This window comes from Massilia eurypsychrophila (assembly GCF_002760655.1).
Classification (GTDB): domain Bacteria; phylum Pseudomonadota; class Gammaproteobacteria; order Burkholderiales; family Burkholderiaceae_D; genus JAFCUW01.
On the sequence record NZ_PDOC01000012.1, the window covers coordinates 78,389 to 96,126 of the forward strand.

The 17,738-nt window shown below is 65.9% G+C and carries 12 protein-coding genes; 8 read left to right on the plus strand and 4 right to left on the minus strand.

Features of this window, described 5'->3' with window-relative positions; all coding sequences use genetic code 11:
- Window positions 1-2,571, minus strand: a complete 2,571-nt coding sequence (cphA, locus tag CR105_RS18015) for a cyanophycin synthetase (RefSeq protein ID WP_099790699.1) — start codon at window positions 2,569-2,571, stop codon at window positions 1-3.
- A gap of 33 nt (window positions 2,572-2,604) precedes the next feature.
- A complete protein-coding gene (locus CR105_RS18020; protein ID WP_099790701.1) occupies window positions 2,605-4,782 on the minus strand; it encodes a cyanophycin synthetase in 2,178 nt (725 codons plus the stop codon).
- A gap of 244 nt (window positions 4,783-5,026) precedes the next feature.
- On the opposite strand from CR105_RS18020, the gene CR105_RS18025 reads away from it, so the two are divergent.
- From CR105_RS18025 to CR105_RS18040, 4 genes are read left to right on the plus strand one after another with little or no spacing between them, the layout of a single operon-like run.
- The gene (locus CR105_RS18025) at window positions 5,027-7,306 is read left to right on the plus strand and encodes a cyanophycin metabolism-associated ABC transporter (RefSeq protein ID WP_099790703.1); all 2,280 of its coding nucleotides are present in this window, start codon (window positions 5,027-5,029) and stop codon (window positions 7,304-7,306) included.
- 3 nt (window positions 7,307-7,309) lie between these two features.
- Window positions 7,310-7,780 carry a cyanophycin metabolism-associated DUF1854 family protein gene (locus tag CR105_RS18030; RefSeq protein ID WP_099790705.1) on the plus strand — a complete coding sequence of 157 codons (471 nt, stop codon included), beginning with the start codon at window positions 7,310-7,312 and terminating at the stop codon, window positions 7,778-7,780.
- 18 nt (window positions 7,781-7,798) lie between these two features.
- Complete coding sequence (locus tag CR105_RS18035) at window positions 7,799-8,098, plus strand: YciI-like protein (protein ID WP_099790707.1); 300 nt, start codon at window positions 7,799-7,801, stop codon at window positions 8,096-8,098.
- Window positions 8,095-8,556 carry a GNAT family N-acetyltransferase gene (locus tag CR105_RS18040; RefSeq protein ID WP_229413993.1) on the plus strand — a complete coding sequence of 154 codons (462 nt, stop codon included), beginning with the start codon at window positions 8,095-8,097 and terminating at the stop codon, window positions 8,554-8,556. The genes CR105_RS18035 and CR105_RS18040 overlap by 4 nt, the downstream gene beginning before the upstream one ends.
- A 223-nt stretch (window positions 8,557-8,779) precedes the next feature.
- Here CR105_RS18040 and CR105_RS18045 read toward each other — a convergent pair whose 3' ends face one another.
- Entirely contained in the window at window positions 8,780-9,517 is a 738-nt protein-coding gene (locus CR105_RS18045; RefSeq protein ID WP_099790709.1) for a Mut7-C RNAse domain-containing protein, read from the minus strand.
- A 212-nt stretch (window positions 9,518-9,729) separates the two neighbouring features.
- Between CR105_RS18045 and CR105_RS18050 the strand changes: the two genes are divergently transcribed.
- The 3 genes from CR105_RS18050 (at window position 9,730) to CR105_RS18060 (ending at window position 14,044) form a co-directional block, all read left to right on the plus strand.
- Window positions 9,730-11,517, plus strand: a complete 1,788-nt coding sequence (locus CR105_RS18050) for an ice-binding family protein (RefSeq protein WP_099790711.1) — start codon at window positions 9,730-9,732, stop codon at window positions 11,515-11,517.
- 25 nt (window positions 11,518-11,542) lie between these two features.
- The gene (locus CR105_RS18055; protein WP_099790713.1) at window positions 11,543-12,688 is read left to right on the plus strand and encodes an OmpA family protein; all 1,146 of its coding nucleotides are present in this window, start codon (window positions 11,543-11,545) and stop codon (window positions 12,686-12,688) included.
- A 225-nt stretch (window positions 12,689-12,913) separates the two neighbouring features.
- Entirely contained in the window at window positions 12,914-14,044 is a 1,131-nt protein-coding gene (locus CR105_RS18060; protein ID WP_099790715.1) for an OmpA family protein, read from the plus strand.
- Between the two features lie 56 nt (window positions 14,045-14,100).
- Here CR105_RS18060 and CR105_RS18065 read toward each other — a convergent pair whose 3' ends face one another.
- Entirely contained in the window at window positions 14,101-15,051 is a 951-nt protein-coding gene (locus CR105_RS18065; RefSeq protein ID WP_099790716.1) for an IS1595 family transposase, read from the minus strand.
- An 83-nt stretch (window positions 15,052-15,134) separates the two neighbouring features.
- Between CR105_RS18065 and uvrA the strand changes: the two genes are divergently transcribed.
- Window positions 15,135-17,666: an excinuclease ABC subunit UvrA gene (gene uvrA, locus CR105_RS18070; RefSeq protein WP_099790718.1), complete on the plus strand. Its 2,532-nt coding sequence runs from the start codon at window positions 15,135-15,137 to the stop codon at window positions 17,664-17,666.
- The last annotated feature ends 72 nt before the right edge of the window (window positions 17,667-17,738 follow it).

The window sequence follows — 17,738 nt, forward strand, 5'->3', positions numbered from 1 at the left end:
TCAACCCTGCGCGATGCGTGCCGCGATATGCGCCAGCGCTTCGTCGACCTGGTCGATCAGTATCAGGCACAGGTCGCCTTCCGTCAGCCGCGCCAGCGCCGTGTCGATGGCGATGAATTCGCCATTGATCTCGTCGATGTGGGTGGTGCGCGCGGCGCCGGCCAGGCCTTCGCGCAGCAGGCCGAGCACTTCGCCGTCTTCGCGTCCGCGCTGGCAGGCGTCCTGGTACAGCAGCACGTCGTCAAAAGCGGCGCCGAGGATCGCGGTCTGCTGGCGGATGTCTTCGTCGCGGCGGTCGCCGGCGCCGCTGATCACCACCGAGCGGCGCTTGGCCGGCATGCTTTCGACGGCGCCGACCAGCGCGGAGATCGCGTCGGGGTTGTGGCCGTAATCGGCGATCACGGTGGCGCCGCGGTAGTCGAACACGTTGAAGCGGCCCGGTGCGTTGTCGCTCTCGCTGGCAAACGACTTCAGGCCGGCGCAGATCGATTCCCACGTCATGTTCACCGCCCACGCCGCCGCCACCGAAGCGAGCACGTTATCGACCTGGAAGCCGATGGTGCCGTTGCGGGTGATCGGCACGTCAGACAGCGGCGCCGTGTACATCGTCTTGCCTTGCGCCGCGACCAGCAGGCCGTTGTCGACATAGACCACGCGGTGGCCGCGCGCGCGGTGCATCGACATGACCGGATGCTGCACGTCGGCGGTAAAGAAGGTGACCGCGCCGCGGCAGTTCTCGGCCATGCTGACCACCACCGGATCGGCGGCGTTGAGCACCGCCATGCCGTTGTCGGAGACGTTCTGCACGATCACGCGCTTGAGCACGGCCAGGTCTTCGACGGTGGTGATGTAGTTCAGGCCGAGGTGGTCGCCCGCGCCGATGTTGGTCACCACGGCGACCTGGCAGCGGTCGAACGCGAGGCCTTCGCGCAGCATGCCGCCGCGCGCGGTTTCGAACACGGCGGCGTCGACGTCGGGATGGAGCAGCACATTGCGCGCGCTGCGCGGGCCGCTGCAGTCGCCGCTGTCGATGCGGCGACCTTCGATGTAGACGCCGTCGGTGTTGGTCATGCCGGTGCGCAGGCCACCGGCGGTGAGCAGGTGCGCGATCAGGCGCACCGTGGTGGTCTTGCCGTTGGTGCCGGTGACGGCGACGACCGGGATGCGGCCGTCGTCGCCATCGTCGAACATCGACGAGATGATCGCTTCACCGACCGGGCGGCCCTTGCCGAACGACGGCGACAGGTGCATCCGCAGGCCGGGCGCGGCGTTCACTTCGACCACGCCGCCGCCTTGTTCTTCGATCGGTTTGAGCACGCTGTCGCACACCAGGTCGACGCCGCAGATGTCCAGGCCCACCATGTGGGCGGCGGCGACCGCGCGCGCGGCCACTTCCGGATGGACGTCGTCGGTGACGTCGGTGGCGGCGCCGCCGGTCGACAGGTTGGCGTTGTTGCGCAGGATGACGCGCTGTCCGCGCGGCGGCACCGAATCGGCCTCGTAGCCCTGGGCGGCCAGGCTGGCCAGCGCGATGTCGTCGAAGCGGATCTTGGTCAGCGACGTCGTGTGGCCGTTGCCGCGGCGCGGATCGAGGTTGACGAGATCGACCAGCTGGCGCACGGTAAGCACGCCGTCGCCGATCACCTGCGGCGGATCGCGCCGGGCGGCGGCGACCAGTTTGCCGCCGACGACGAGCAGGCGGAAGTCGTTACCGGGCAGGTAGCGCTCGACCAGGATATCGTCGCGAAACTGGGACGCGGCGGCAAAGCCGGCGTGCATCTGTTCTTTGGTGGTGATGTTGACGGTGACGCCCTTGCCCTGGTTGCCGTCCTTTGGCTTGATCACCACCGGCAGGCCGATCTCCAGCGCGGCGGCCCAGGCGTCGTCGGCGTCGAGCGCCACGCGGCCGTGCGGCACCGGCACGCCGGCCGCGTCGAGCAGCTTCTTGGTCAGTTCCTTGTCCTGCGCGATCGCTTCGGCGATGGCGCCGGTGCGGTCGATCTCGGCGGCCTGGATCCTGCGCTGGCGGCTGCCCCAGCCGAACGTCACCAGGCTGCCGTCGGTGAGGCGGCGAAACGGGATATTGCGCGCCACCGCGGCCTGCACGATCGAGCCGGTCGATGGCCCCAGGCGCACGTCTTCATCGAGTTCGCGCAGCTGCGCCAGCGCGCCTTCGATGTCGAACGCGGTGTCCGCGCTGGCGGCGTGGACCAGCTGCTCGGCCAGGTCGAGCGCCAGGCGCCCGACGGCTTCTTCGGAATATTCGACGACCACCTGGAAGATGCCGGCCTCCATCGTCGCCGTGGTGCGGCTGAAGGTCACCGGGCAGCCGGCCTGCGCCTGCAGGTCGAGCGCGGCCAGTTCCAGCACGTGGGCCATCGGGATGGTGTCGTCGTGCCCGGTCGGCTGCAGCGGCGACAGGGCCGGAAAGCGTGCGCGCAGGCGGGTTTCGAAACCGGCGAGGTTGCCGACACACTGTTCGTCCGGGGTGCAGGCGACGATCGCCTCCACCGACGTGTGGTGACTCCAGAGGTTGGGGCCTCGCAGCGCCCGTACGCGTGATACTTGCATAAACCGTGTTCCTGTCCTGCTTAGTGAATTAAATTAATGAGTCGATTGTTTTGGGGTGGCGTCGAAGGTGCGCAGGCCGGCGGCCAGCAGCGCCGGCTCGACGTCGAGCGCCCACGCCGCGGCCACCGCCGCCAGCACGCTGGCAGGGTACTTCGAGCTGGCGCTTTTCAGCGCCGCCAGCGGCAGCAGGGCGGTTTCGTCGGCGCCGCTGGCCAGCACGATGGCGCCGGCGCGCACGAACACTGCGCGCTTGCCGTCGGCGCGCTGGCGCGCCAGTACCGCGTTGTCCGGATCGACGGCGTAGAAAATGACTTCGCCGTCGCACAGGTCGGCCAGTTCGGCCACCGCGGCGTCGTCGGCATTGAGCACGGCGGCGCCGTGCGGCAGGATCACGTCGACCTGGGTGCGCACCACGTTGGCCATGGCGTCGGCGTCGCGGATGTAGAACTCGGCGAGATCATCGATGCCCTCCATGTCGGTGACGATGCCGACCTGGCACTTGTCGTAGGCCAGGCCTTCGGTCAGGATCATGCGCGCGTTGCTCTCGAAGACGGCGGCGTTCAGGGTGCGGTTGATCAGCAGGCGCTGGCCGGTTTCCCACTTGATGCAGTCGCCGCTGACGACCTTGCGCTGGTCCAGGTACATGCCCTGGCCGCTGACCACGCCGACGTGCACGCCGGTCAGGTTGACCAGGCAGCCGACCAGCCGCGCGATCAGGCTGGTGCCAAGCGTGCCGGTGACGCCGACGATCGGAATGCGGCCGCTGTCGCCCGGCTCGAACAGGTGCGCGATGATGGCGGTGCCGACCGGCCGTGCTTCGCCGTTGGCCGGCTTCAGGTGCGCCAGCAGGCCGGGGCTGGCATTGACTTCGATAATGGCGCCGCGCTGCTCGTCGAGCGGGCGCGAGATGTCCTCGCACACCAGGTCGACGCCGGCGATGTCGAGGCCCACCACGCGCGCGGCCAGCGCCGCCGCATGGGCGATCGACGGATGGATGCTGTCGGTGACGTCAAGCGAGACGTTGCCGTTCGGCTGGATCAGCACCTTCTGGCCGGCCAGGGGCACCGAATACGCCGTCATGCCCTGGCGCTCCAGTTCGAGGATGATCTCGGCGCCTCGTTCCGGCGCCAGCGCGTTCAGCGGCGAATCCTCGCCGCTGCCGCGGCGCGGATCGGTGTTGATCTGGCTGTCGACCAGGTCGATGATGTTGGCGGCGCCGTCGCCGGTGACCCACAGCGCTTCGCCCTTGGCGGCGGCCACCACCTGTTTGCCGACTACCAGGATGCGGTGCTCGTCGCCGGCGATGAAGCGCTCGACCAGCACGCTTTTGCTGTCGCCCTTGCGGCTGGCGAGGTGATAGGCGGCGACGACGTCGGCCTCGGTCATCAGGTTGAGCGACACGCCGCGCCCGTGGTTGCCGTCGTACGGCTTGACCACCACCGGCAGGCCGATGTCCTGCGCTTCTTCCCACGCTTCTTCAGCGCTGCGCACCAGCGCGCCTTCAGGCACCGGCACGCCGCACGACTTGAGCAGCGTCTTGGTCAGGTCCTTGTCGCTGGCGATGCTCTCGGCGATGGCGCTGGTGCGGTCGGTTTCGGCGGTCCAGATGCGGCGCTGCGCGGCGCCGTGGCCCAGCTGCACCAGGTTGCCGTCGGTCAGGCGGATCGACGGGATCTTGCGCTCGGTGGCCGCTTCGACGATGTGCGCGGTCGACGGGCCCAGGCAGTGCTGGTCGACCAGCTCCTTCAGCCTGGCCACGGTGGCGGCGAGGTCGAAGGCGGTGTCGTCGATGGCGGCGAGCAGCAACTCGCGGCCGGCGGCCAGCGCCGCCAGGCCGACGTGTTCGTCGCGGGTGCGAAACGCCATCTTGTAGACGCCGGTGTCGCCGGTCGAGCGCGTTTTGCCGAAACCGGTGCGCATGCCGGCCAGGTTTTGCAGTTCGAGCACCACGTGTTCGAGGATGTGGGCAGCCCAGGTGCCTTCGCGCAAGCGCTCGAGGAAGCCGCCGTGCTCGCCGACGCCGCAGCGGTGCACGACCAGGCCCGGCAGCCAATCGACGAGCCGATCGTACAGCCCCGGGATCAGGTTCGACGGCAATGCTTCGAGCGCGCCGATATCGACCACCGCCTCGATGACCGGGCGGTAGGTCCAGATGTTGGGGCCGCGCAGATGCGTCACGCGAAGCAGGGCAAGGTCTTTCTTGTTGATCATGTAGATTATTTCTTGATAACGGCCGCCGGCGCCGGCCGTGCTGAGGCTACGCCTGTGTTTGACTGCATCTGGCTGCACCCGAGGAAACCGCGGCTTCCTGAGGCACTTCATGTTGTATACTTGCTGTAACGAAGCTTACCGCGCCGAACCGATTTCTGCCAGTCTGGATGCGTTTGTCGGTGTCCGTCTCCTTTTGCATTTTCCCTTATTCCGAGAACACTTGCCTGTCACGGGCGGCACGACAATGACATCTCAACAACTTGCTTCTCCAGCGCTGCTCCCGGTTGCGGCCAGTTTCCTGCCCGACCAGTGGTTGCCTGACGTCGAGAAAAAACTCTTACCAGGGGAGAACGTTTTAACCAGCGTGGAGGTTGACCTCGACGCGAAATTGCGCTTTACCAAGGGCATCGTGGTGGTCACCGACCGCCGCCTGATCGCGCGCGCGCCGGGCGAATCGGAGTGGCGCGAGTGGAGCTACCGGCCCGGCCTGCGGCTCAAGCACGACGATCATGCCGGCGTCGGCCACCTCGAGCTGCTCGACCAGCAGGGCCGGCTGGCCGCCTGGCGTTTCACGCTGGGGCAGAACCTGCAGGCGATCCGCGTGCTCGACCATTTCCGCGAGCAACAGGACAGCTACGCCAGCGGACGCCCGGTGCAGGCGCCCGAACAGAACGTCTGCCCGAGCTGCAAGGCGCCGCTCGAGCCGGACGAGGAAGAGTGCCCGATCTGCACCAAGGTGCTGTACACGCCGCCGTCGACATGGACCCTGTTTCGCCTGTGGCGCTTTGCCAAGCCGTACCAGGGCCAGCTGGGGCTGGGCTTTTTCCTGATGCTCGCCAGCACCGCCGCGCACATGATTCCGCCGTATCTGACCATGCCGCTGATGGACAACGTGCTCATTCCGTTCCAGAACGGCCAGCCGGTCGACCAGAACCTGGTGTGGTTATATATGTCGGGCCTGCTCGGCGCGGCCGTGCTGGCCTGGCTGCTGGGCTGGTGGAAGACGTATGTGCTGGCGCTGGTGTCGGAACGGATGGGCGCCGACCTGCGCTCGGCCACCTATGAACACCTGATGAAACTGTCGCTCGAATTTTTCGGCGGCAAGCGCACCGGCGACCTGATGTCGCGCATCGGCAGCGGCAGCGACCGCATCTGCGTGTTCCTGTCGCTGCACCTGCTCGACTTCGCCTCCGACGTGCTGATGATCATCATGACCGGCGTGATTCTCTGCTCGATCAATCCGATGCTTGCCGTCATCACGCTGGTGCCGCTGCCGTTCATTGCCTGGATGATCCACCTGGTGCGCGACCGCCTGCGCACCGGCTTCGAAAAGATCGACCGCGTGTGGGGCGAAGTGACCAACGTGCTGGCCGACACAATTCCCGGCATCCGCGTGGTCAAGGCGTTCGCCCAGGAAAAGCGCGAAGCGGTGCGTTTCCGTGAAGCGAACAAGCACAACCTGGCTGTCAACGACAAGCTCAACAAGGTGTGGTCGCTGTTTTCGCCGACCGTGTCGTTCCTGACCGAACTTGGCCTGCTGGTGGTATGGGTGTTCGGCATCTACCAGGTGTCGAAAGGCGAGATCACGGTCGGCGTGCTGACCTTGTTCATCACCTACAGCAGCCGCTTCTACGGCAAGCTCGATTCGATGAGCCGGATCGTGTCGGTCACGCAAAAGTCGGCCTCCGCCGCCAAGCGCATCTTCGACATCCTCGACCATGTGTCGAGCGTGCCGGAGCCGGCCAACCCGGTCAAGCTCGACAAGATCGAGGGGCGCATCGACCTGCGCGAAGTCGGTTTCCGCTATGGCAACCGGGCGGTCAACCGCGGCATCACGCTCAACATCAAGGCCGGCGAATTCGTCGGCCTGGTCGGCCACAGCGGCTCGGGCAAGAGCACCCTGGTCAACCTGATCTGCCGCTTCTACGACGTCTCCGAAGGCGCCATCTTGCTCGATGGCGTCGACATCCGCTCGTTCGCCGTGTCCGACTACCGCCGCAACATCGGCCTGGTGCTGCAGGAGCCGTTCCTGTTCTTCGGCACCATCGCCGAGAACATCGCCTACGGCAAGCCGGGCGCCAGCCGCGAAGAAATCATCGCCTCGGCGCGCGCGGCGCACGCCCACGAATTCATCCTGCGCCTGCCGCAAGGCTACGACTCGATGGTCGGCGAGCGCGGCCAGGGCCTGTCCGGCGGCGAGCGCCAGCGCATCTCGATCGCCCGCGCGCTGTTGATCGACCCGCGCATCCTGATCATGGACGAGGCCACCTCGTCGGTCGATTCGGAAACCGAAAAGGAAATCCAGAAGGCGCTCGACAACCTGGTGCAGGGCCGCACCACGATTGCCATCGCACACAGGTTGTCGACCCTGCACCGGGCCGACCGGCTGGTGGTACTCGACCGCGGCGTGGTGGTGGAGCAGGGCAGCCATGACGAGCTGATGGCGCGCGAAGGCGCCTACCACCGGCTGTACGAGGCGCAGGCGCGCAACGTCGACGGCGACATCGACGACAACGAAGGATAAGCAATGGCGACCAGCACATTTCAGTTAAGCCGCGACAGCTTCGGCGCGCTCGTGCTCACCACAGATGACGGCTTGCTGCACCATGGCGTGTCGCCGGTGCGCGCCTTTCCGATCCAGTCGCCATCGCAGGGCATCTCGCTGGTGCTGCATGACGGCAAGGAAGTGGCGTGGATCGACGACCTGGCCGACCTGCCGCCGCCGATCCGCGCGCTGTTGCAGGAGGAACTGGACGGGCGCGAGTTCATGCCCGAGATCAGCCACATTGCCAGCGTCAGCAGCTACGCCACGCCCTGCACCTGGTTCGTCAAGACCGACCGCGGCGACACCGAGTTCGTGCTTAAGGACGAGGGCGACATCCGCCGTATCGGCGACGCGTCGTTACTGGTGGCCGACAACCACGGTATTCACTTCCTGGTGCGCAACATGTTCACCATCGACAAGCACAGCCGCAAGATTCTCGACCGTTTTTTGTAAGCACTGCAAGGAGTTCGCATGCATTACCTGTTGTGTTATGACCTGGCGCCTGACTACCTCGAGCGCCGCGGCGAATTTCGCACGCCGCACCTGCAGCTGGCGTGGGACGCCCAGGCGCGCGGCGAGCTGGTGCTGGCCGGTGCGCTGTCCGACCCGGCCGACCAGGCGATGCTGGTGTTCCAGGCCGACAGCCCGGACGTGGTCGAAGCGTTCGCCAAGGCCGACCCTTACGTCACGCACGGGCTGGTGACGAGCTACCGCGTGCGCCTGTGGAATACGGTGGTCGGCGACCTGGCGTTCACCCCGGTCAAGCCGTGAGCGAGCTGCGCTGGTCGTACTCGCTTGACGGGATTGACCTGGCGGATCTGTCGGCGCTGTTCGAGGCGTCGCCGCCGATGGGCAACAAGCCGCCGGCGGAGCTGAACATCGCGTTTGGCAACAGCATGTTCGTCTGCTTCGTGCACGATGGCGCCGCGCTGGTCGGCGTTGGCCGCGCGCTGGCCGATGGCGTCTACGTCGCTTATCTCGGCGACATCGCCGTGCTGGCGTCGCACCGCGGCATCGGCCTTGGCAAGCAGATCGTCGCCGAACTGCTGCGCCTTTGTGCCGGCCACAAGAAGGTCATCCTCTATTCAGTACCCGGCAGTGAAGAGTTCTACGAAAAGTTCGGCTTTCGCCGCATGCTCACCGCGATGGCGATCTTCCAGAATCAGGACGCCGCCATGGAGCGCGGCTACGTCGAGCCCGGCCCGGCGCATCATCCCATCGGGGTCTGACCCTGTTTTTGAGGCAAGCTGTCAGAACAACAATGTGGGGTCTGACCCTGTTTTTGAGGAAAGCTGTCAGAACGACAAAACGGGGTCTGACCCTGTTTTTGAGGAAAGCTGTCAGATTAGCAAAACGGGTCTGACCCTGATTTTGAGGAAAGCTGTCAGAATAACAAAACGGGGTCTGACCCTGGTTTTGGGGAAATGTGGCTTTGCCGTTCCACCGCTATAGTTAGTAGGGAGCTTGCAGCAGCGCTCTCATCCGCCGCCAGTGCGTTCCCTTCCAGTACACCCGGTTGCACACGTCGCAGGTGCTGAACTCTTGATGCAGCTCGCGCACGCTTGGCGGCAGGCGCTCGAACACCGCCGCCTTGTCGGCGCCGCGCAACGGCGCGTTGCAGTGCAGGCACAGCGAAAACGGCGCGGCGCCGGCGCGCAGGCGCAGCCGGTCGAGCACCTCGGCCAGCTGCGCCGCCGGCCGCAGCGCATGTACATAGCGACCGTGCGCGATGCTGCGCCGCTTGAGCAGCTCGCGGTCGCGCGTTAGCACCACCCGCTGCTCGGCACCGGCGATCCGCTCGATCTCATCGTCATCGAAGCCGTTGTCGTACAGCGTGTCGAAACCGGCCATGCGCAGCAGCCGCGCCAGGCCGCCGAGGTGGGCGTCGGCGATGAAGCGCCGCAGCGAGGCGGCCGGCGCGCGCAATTGCGCCAGCGCGCCGACGTCCAGCATGGCAAAGCGCGGGTACACCGCCACCCGGTCGCCGTCGCGCAGCGGGCAGTCGAACGGCGCCGGCGTGCCGTTTACCAGCACCAACTCCACTTCCGTATGCGGCACCCCAAGCGCTTCGATCATGTGCTTGGCGCTGGCCCCCTGCGCGCAAGCGCTGGCGAACGACCGCTGCCGCAGCGCCGGCGCCAGGAAGACGTTTAGCTCACCGTAGAACCGAAAAACAGACGTTACGGACATTGCCGCCATGCAAAGTGTTGTTAATCGGTGTAAATGTTTCTCTCTTTAAAGCTAAGCGCGTTAGCGAACATACTCGTCATCCCCGACAGGTAATAGTGAACGTCAATGGTCGATTGCCAATGTTAGATCGGCCAACCGAGTTTTCGATCCACCGCGTGAACCCACCCGGTGTTGCCCGAAAAGCTACAGCTACCAAAAGAAGGAAATACACTATGAACGCTCTGAAGCGCTATTCCAGAACTCTATTTTGCGCCGCCGGCTTGTTCGCCGCCGCGCTCGTCGCCGGTTGCGGCGGTGGCGGTGATCAAGGCCGCGATCCGATCCTCGGCCTGCCGGCCGCAGAACTCGTCAGCGTTGCAGTGACCCCGGCGACCGCCTCGGTCGCCATCGGCGCCACCCGCACGCTGGTCGCTACCGCGACCTACACCGACGGCTCGTCGCGCGACGTCACCGTCGGCGCCGCGTGGACCTCGGCCACCCCGGCTGTCGCCACCGTCAACGCCACCTCCGGCGTCGCCGTCGGCGTGAGCGTCGGTAACGCCGTCGTCACCGCTGCCTTCAACGGCAAGAGCGGCACGTCGACCGTGACCGTGCTGCCAGCGGCGCTGGTGTCGATCGCCGTGCTGCCGGCGAACCCGTCGGTCAACATCGGCGCTTCCCAGCAGTTCACCGCGATGGGCACATTCAGCAACAACACCACGCGTGACATCAGTGCGCTGTCGACCTTCCGCTCGGCCACCCCGGCCGTCGCCACCATCGACGCCGTCACCGGCCGTGCTCTGGGCTTGACTGCCGGCACGTCGGTGATCAGCGCGACCTCCGGCGCCCTGTCGGGCAGCACCACGTTGACCGTCAACCCGGTCACGCTGGTCTCGCTGGCACTGACACCACAGGCGCCAGTGCTGCAAATTGGCGCCGTGCGCCAGTTGACCGCGACCGCAACGTTCTCGAACGGCACCACCGCCGACGTCACCAGCGCCACCGCGTTCTCGTCGAGCATCGCCGGTAACGCTTCCGTCGGCCTGGCCAACGGCCTGATCACCGGTGTCGCCGCCGGTACTTCCGTCGTGACCGCCAGCTACAACGGCCAGACCGCCACCACCACCGCGACCGTGATCGCCAACGTCGCCCTGACGCGCATCGCCGTCACCCCAGCCAGCGCCAACGTTGCCCTCACCGGCACCCAGCAGTACACCGCCACCGCTACCTACTCGGATAACTCCACCGCCAACGTCACCTCGACCGTGACGTGGACGTCGAGCAACACCGCCATCGGCACCGTGCTCAACACCGGCGTGGCCACTGGCGTTGCCGCCGGCACCACCACCATCACCGCAACTTCCGGTCTGCTGTCGGGCAGCGCAAGCCTGACCGTCGGCGCCGCCGTGCCACCACCTGCCTCGGCACCGATCGACCTGGGCCGCGCCACCAACTTTGCAGTTCTGGCCGGCACCGCGCTGACCAACAACTCGGGCGGCACCACCTTGATCACCGGCGACGTCGGTTCGCCTTCGCAAACCACCGATCCGACCCTGGCTGCCGGTTTCACCAACTACAAGTCGGGCGCTCCGCTGACCAACGCGCTGGCTGACCTGCAAGTTGCCATCACCGACGCCAACAGCCGTACCTGCGACGTCAGCTCGGCCAGCGGCATCGACCTCGGCGGCGCTACGCTGAGCCCTGGCGTGTACTGCTACGCCGGCGCCATCAGCATCACCGGCACGCTGACCCTGAACGGCCCTGGCGTGTACATCTTCCGCACCCAGACCACGCTGAACACGACCGCCAACTCGATCGTCGCCCTGAACAACGGCGCCACCGCCGACAACGTTACCTGGGTGCCGGTTGGCCCGACCACGCTGGGCGCGAACAGCGTATTCAAGGGCTCGGTCCTCGGACAGGCCGCCGCCATCACGGTCGGCGACAACACCACGCTGCTGAACGGCCGCGTGCTATCGGCCGCCGCGGTGACCCTGCGCAACAACCAGATCACCAAGTAATCACCTACCCAACCCGGAGAATCATATGAAATTTGCTAACAAACTGGGCACGCTGACCGCGGTCGCATGCGCCATCCTGGCCAGCCAGGCCGCCTGGGCAGGTGAAGATACTTTCGTCAATCCCGACTGGGCCAACAGCGCCTGGTACGTCGGCGCCGGCATCGGCAAGACGCGCGCCACCATCGACGACGAGCGCCTGATCCGCAGCCTGACCGCCAACGGCGCCACGCTGAACAGCTTCACCAGCGACGAGCGCGGCACCGGCGGCAAGCTGTTTATCGGCAAGCAGCTGAACCAGTACTTCGCCATCGAGGCCGGCGTGTTCGACCTCGGCAAGTTCGGCTTTAACTCGACCACGTCGGGCAACGGCGCGCTGAACGGCGAAGTCGGTTTCCGCGGCGTCAACCTCGACCTGGTCGGCCAGCTGCCGCTGTCGCAGCGCTTCTCGGTGTATGCACGTGCCGGCATGAACTACGCCAAGGCGAGCCCGCACTTCACCGGCAACCGCCTGTACGCGGTGACCAATCCGAACCCGAGCGAGCGCAAGCTCAATGCCAAGGCCGGTCTGGGCCTGGAATACAAGTTCAGCGAAGCACTGGCGGTGCGCGCCGAAGTCGAGCGCTACCGTATCAACGATGCCGTCGGCAACCGCGGCGACGTCGACATGGCGTCGATCAACCTGGTCTACAAGCTGGGCCGCCCGGCCGCGCGCGCGGTCGTCTACACGCCGCCGCCGGTGGTAGCCGCGCCGATGCCGGCGCCGCCCGTCGTCGAAGCGCCGCCGCCGCCGCCGCAGCCGCAGCCGGTGTCGGAGAAGGTGTCGTTCTCGGCCGAATCGCTGTTTGACTTCGACAAGTCGATCGTCAAGGCGGACGGCAAGGCAGCATTGGACGGCTTGCTGGCCAACCTGCAGGGCATGGACACCGAAGCGATCGTGACGGTCGGCCACACCGACTCGATCGGCACCGATGCGTACAACGCCAAGCTGTCGCTGCGCCGCGCCGAAGCGGTCAAGGCCTACCTGGTGTCGAAAGGCGTCGAGGCAACACGCGTGTTCGTCGAAGGCAAGGGCGAGAGCCAGCCGGTGGCCGACAACAAGACTGCCGAAGGGCGCGCCAAGAATCGCCGCGTGACCGTCGAAGTGGTGGGCACCCGCACGACAACGAAATAAAACAGGGACTCCGCTGTTGTTCGCTTGCCACACCTTGTTCACATTCTATGCCCTATGAGTGTTAGCGAACAGAGCAGAAAGTGTAAAGCGGCAATAGTAGAGTCCAAGGTCGAAACACAAAACGCCTCGACCGCAAAGTTTCCCGCTACCGCAAGACGCGGTAGGTCACGGGAAGAAGTTAAAGCTGAATACTCACCATCAACAACATTAATACGGATAGAAAAAATGAAACTTGCTAAAAAAATGATCTCCCTGACCGCAATCGCCGCAGCCGTTCTGGCCAGCCAAGGCGCAATGGCGCAAAGCGACTTCGTCAATCCTGACTGGGCAAACAAGGCTGTCTACATCGGTGCAGGCATTGGCCAGTCGCGCGCTTTCGTCGATAACAGCGACATGTTCCGTCGTTTCGGTTCGACCGGCACGATCAACTCGTTCACCCAAGACCATAAAGACACCGCCGGCAAGCTGCTGATCGGTAAGCAACTGAGCCGCAACTTCGCCATCGAAGCCGCTTACTACGACTTGGGCAAGTTCACTTACGCCGCCTCGACCAGCAACGGTGGTTCGATGGTGCGCAACTTCGGCGCCCGTGGCGTGAGCCTGGACCTGGTTGCGATGCTGCCAATGTCGGAGCGTTTCTCGGTCTACGGCCGCGTCGGTGGTAACTACTCCCGCGTGGTCGACCAGTTCATCAACAACCGCGGCTACAACGGCGGCGACGATCGTGCCAAGACGTTCCAGCCTAAAGCTGGTGTCGGCGTCGAATTCAAGTTCACCGAAGCGCTGGCAGTGCGCGGCGAAGTCGAGCGCTATCGCCTGAAGGATGGCCTGGAAAACCGTGCTGACGTCAACGTCGCTTCGATCAACCTGGTCTACAAGCTCGGCCGTCCAGCAGCTCGTCCAGTCGTCTACACGCCGCCACCAGCTGCTGAGCCAATGCCAGCACCGCGCGTCGTCGAAGCACCGGCACCAGCACCGGCGCCAGTAGCCGTGTCGGAAAAGGTTTCGTTCTCGGCTGAGTCGCTGTTTGACTTCGACAAGTCGATCGTCAAAGCCGACGGCAAGGCAGCACTCGACGGCCTGGTCGCTAACCTGGCTGGCATGAACACCGAAGCCATCGTGACCGTCGGCCACACCGACTCGATCGGTACCGATGCTTACAACCAGAAGCTGTCGCTGCGTCGCGCTGAAGCTGTCAAGGCTTACCTGGTGTCGAAAGGCATCGAAGCTGGCCGCGTCTACGTTGAAGGCAAGGGCGAGTCGCAGCCAGTTGCTGACAACAAGACCGCAGAAGGCCGCGCCAAGAACCGTCGCGTGACGGTTGAAGTGGTCGGCAGCCGCACCGTCACCAAGTAATCCAGGTTCCTTGCTGTAAAAGCCGCCCGGTGTAAGCCGGGCGGCTTTTTTTTGGGCTATGTCACCGCTAAGTCGGGGAACGCGCCGAGCGCCGATCTCAGCAGCATTTCTGGCGAACTGATGCGGTCGGCGTCGATTGCCCAGCGCCAGCCTGGATAATTCGGCAGGTAGCGGCTCGCCACACCATTGAAGCGGCGCAGCCACTGCTTGAAGCGGCTGTGATACGCGTTCACGTTCTGCACGTGCAGCGCACCGTCGACCCGCCGGCCGGCCGAATGGTTGACGGCGCGGTGGCTGATGTGCGCGTCGCGCGCAAACGCCGGATAGGCGGGATGGCCGCCGGTGACCAGCAAGATATCGGCCGCGACCACGCTCGGCCGGCATCGTTTCAGATGGGCCGGCCGCAGCGGCGCCCGTCCGGTGACGAAGTCGACCGTCCTGCCGGTGCGGTCGCGTGCCACCAGAATGCAGTCATGCTCGTGCGACAGGCCGCGCCGGCGCGCAGATCCGCCGCGCCGGCGCGGCTGCCGGTCCAGGTGACGCGATCCCTTCTGCGATTCGAGCAAGTACGTCTCGTCGGCCTCGGTGATGCCGCCGAGCGGCAAGGTGCGGTCGTGCCTGACGCTGCTGAGGAAGCGATGGCGCCAACGGAAGCTGGTGTTCTTGTGGACGCCGACGACGGCTGCGGCGCGCCGGATCGTCGTCGATTGCAGCATGCACTCGAGATACGGCAGCAATTTGCTGCGCTGACGCAGGCGCGCCACCGGCGTGCCGGTCAGCGCATTGAAACTGCGCTTGCAGTCGAGACAGCGGTAGCGCTGCAGATCGTCGACCCGGCCATCGCGGTGCAGCCGCGTCGAGCGGCAGCGCGGGCAAGCGTGTGCCGCGCCGGCCGAGTCGATCAGGGCCACCGTTTTTTCTTGCTGCAAGCCGCGGTTCAGCGCCTGCGCCAGGTCGGCGCGCTGGCGCAGCGGCAAGCTGGCAACCTGGTCGATCCTACATTGCAATCGCCGTCACGGTGTGTGAACGCACGGTTGCAATTTCCCGGCAGAGTTCTAATACGCCATTGATTGCATAGCGGGGAAACAGGATGGGTAACAAGAACGGCGGGCCGCCGGCAGGCTTCGTGCGGGTGACCGGCGCGCGTGAACACAACCTCAAGAACGTCAGCGTCGACATTCCGCGCGACGCACTGGTGGTATTTACCGGCGTCTCCGGTTCCGGCAAATCCTCGCTCGCCTTCGGCACGCTGTACGCCGAGGCGCAGCGGCGCTACCTCGAATCGGTGTCGCCGTATGCGCGCCGCCTGTTTCACCAGATGCCGGTGCCGGAAGTGGACGACATCGTCGGGCTGCCGCCGGCGGTCGCGCTGCAGCAGCAGCGCGGCTCGCCCACCACCCGTTCGTCCGTCGGCAGCGTCAGTACCTTGTCCAATTCGCTGCGCATGCTGTATTCGCGCGCCGGCGATTACCCGGCCACCCAGCCGCTGTTGTACGCCGAATCGTTTTCGCCCAACACGCCGGAAGGCGCCTGCCCGGAGTGCCATGGTCTTGGCCGCGTCTACCAGGTCACCGAGCAGTCGCTGGTGCCCAACGACTGCCTCACCATCCGCGAGCGCGCCGTCGCCGCTTGGCCGCCGGCCTGGCATGGCCAGAACCTGCGCGACATCCTTACCACGCTCGGCTACGACGTCGATACCCCGTGGCGCGACCTGCCCAAGAAAGACCGCGACTGGATCCTCTACACCGACGAGCAGCCGACGGTGCCGGTGTACGCCGGCTTTACGCCGCAGGAAGTCAAGCAGGCCTTGAAGCGTAAGGAGACCCCGAGCTACCAGGGCACCTTTACGGGCGCGCGCAAATACGTGCTGCAGACGTTCGCCAACACCGAGAGCGCGTCGATGAAAAAGCGCGTGGCGCGTTACATGGTCAGCGCCGACTGCCCGCAGTGCGAAGGCAAACGGTTGCGGCGCGAATCGCTGTCGGTCAAATTTTCCGGCTACGACATCGCCGACATTTCGCACCTGCCGCTCGAACGGCTCGCGCAGATCCTGACCCCGTTCGCCGACGGCAGCGCCCCGCGCAACGCGCAAGACGCGGCGCGCCATCCCGAAAAAATCATCGTCACCCAGCGCATCGCCGAAGACGTGGTGGCGCGCCTGAAGGTGCTGCTCGACCTGGGACTCGGCTATCTCGCGCTCGAGCGCAGCACGCCGACGCTGTCGCCGGGCGAACTGCAGCGCCTGCGCCTGGCCACCCAGGTGAGGTCGAGCCTGTTCGGCGTCGTGTATGTGCTCGACGAGCCGTCCGCCGGCCTGCACCCGGCCGACACCGAGGCGCTGCTGACCGCGCTGGCGCAACTCAAAGCTGCCGGCAATTCGCTGTTCGTCGTCGAACACGCGCTCGACGTCATCCGCCACGCCGACTGGATCGTCGACGTCGGCCCGGCCGCCGGCGAGCAGGGCGGCCACGTGCTCTACAGCGGCCCGCCGGCCGGCCTGCAGCATGTCGAGGCGTCCCATACGCGGCGCTTCCTGTTTACCACCGAAAAGCCGCCGCACCGCCAGCCGCGCGTCGCCGCCGACTGGCTCACGCTCGAAGGCGTCACCCGCAACAACCTGCAAGGCCTGTTGGTCGACTTCCCGCTCGGCGTGCTCACCGGCGTGACCGGCGTATCCGGCTCGGGCAAATCGACGCTGGTCAGCCAGGTGCTCGTCGAACTGGTCGCGGCCGCGCTCGGGCATCCGCTGGAAGCGGAAACGGAAGAGGGCGACGAACTCGAGACCGGCGCCAAAACCGCGGCGCTTGAAGGGCGCATCGTGCGCGGCCTGACCGGCATCAAGCGGCTGGTGCGGGTCGACCAGAAGCCGATCGGGCGCACCCCGCGCTCCAACCTGGCCACCTACACCGGCCTGTTCGACCATGTGCGCAAGCTGTTCGCCGCCACCAAAATGGCGCGTGCGCGCCGCTACGACGCCGGCCGCTTTTCGTTTAACGTCGCCAAGGGCCGCTGCGAGCACTGCGACGGCGAAGGCTTCGTCATGGTCGAGCTGCTGTTCTTGCCGAGTGTGTACGCGCCGTGCCCGACCTGCGAGGGCGCGCGCTACAACGCCAAGACGCTCGAGGTGCGCTACCAGGACAAGAACATCGCCGAGGTGCTGGCGCTGACGGTGGACGCCGCCGCCGAATTTTTCGCCGGCGAGGCGCAGGTGGCGCGCTCGCTCGACATGCTGCGTGAAGTGGGCCTGGGTTACCTGCGCCTGGGCCAGCCAGCCACCGAGCTGTCGGGCGGCGAGGCGCAGCGCATCAAGCTGGCCACCGAGCTGCAGCGCGCCGCGCGCGGCAACATGCTGTACGTGCTGGACGAACCGACTACCGGCCTGCATCCGGCCGACGTCGAAAAACTCATCGTCCAGCTCGACCGGCTGGTCGAAGCGGGCAACACCGTCATCGTGGTCGAACACACGATGCGCGTGGTCGCCGCCTGCGACTGGGTAATCGACATCGGCCCGCACGCCGGCGAAGCGGGCGGCACGATCGTCGCCGCCGGCCCGCCGCGCGAGGTGGCCAGGGTCAAGGCCAGCCGGACCGCGCCGTACCTGGCGCGCTATTTCGCCCATTGACGCCGTCGTCGCTGTTGCCGTACGCAAACGATTGCCGCAGCATCGCTGCCGCTGCGCTTCTTTGTTAAACTA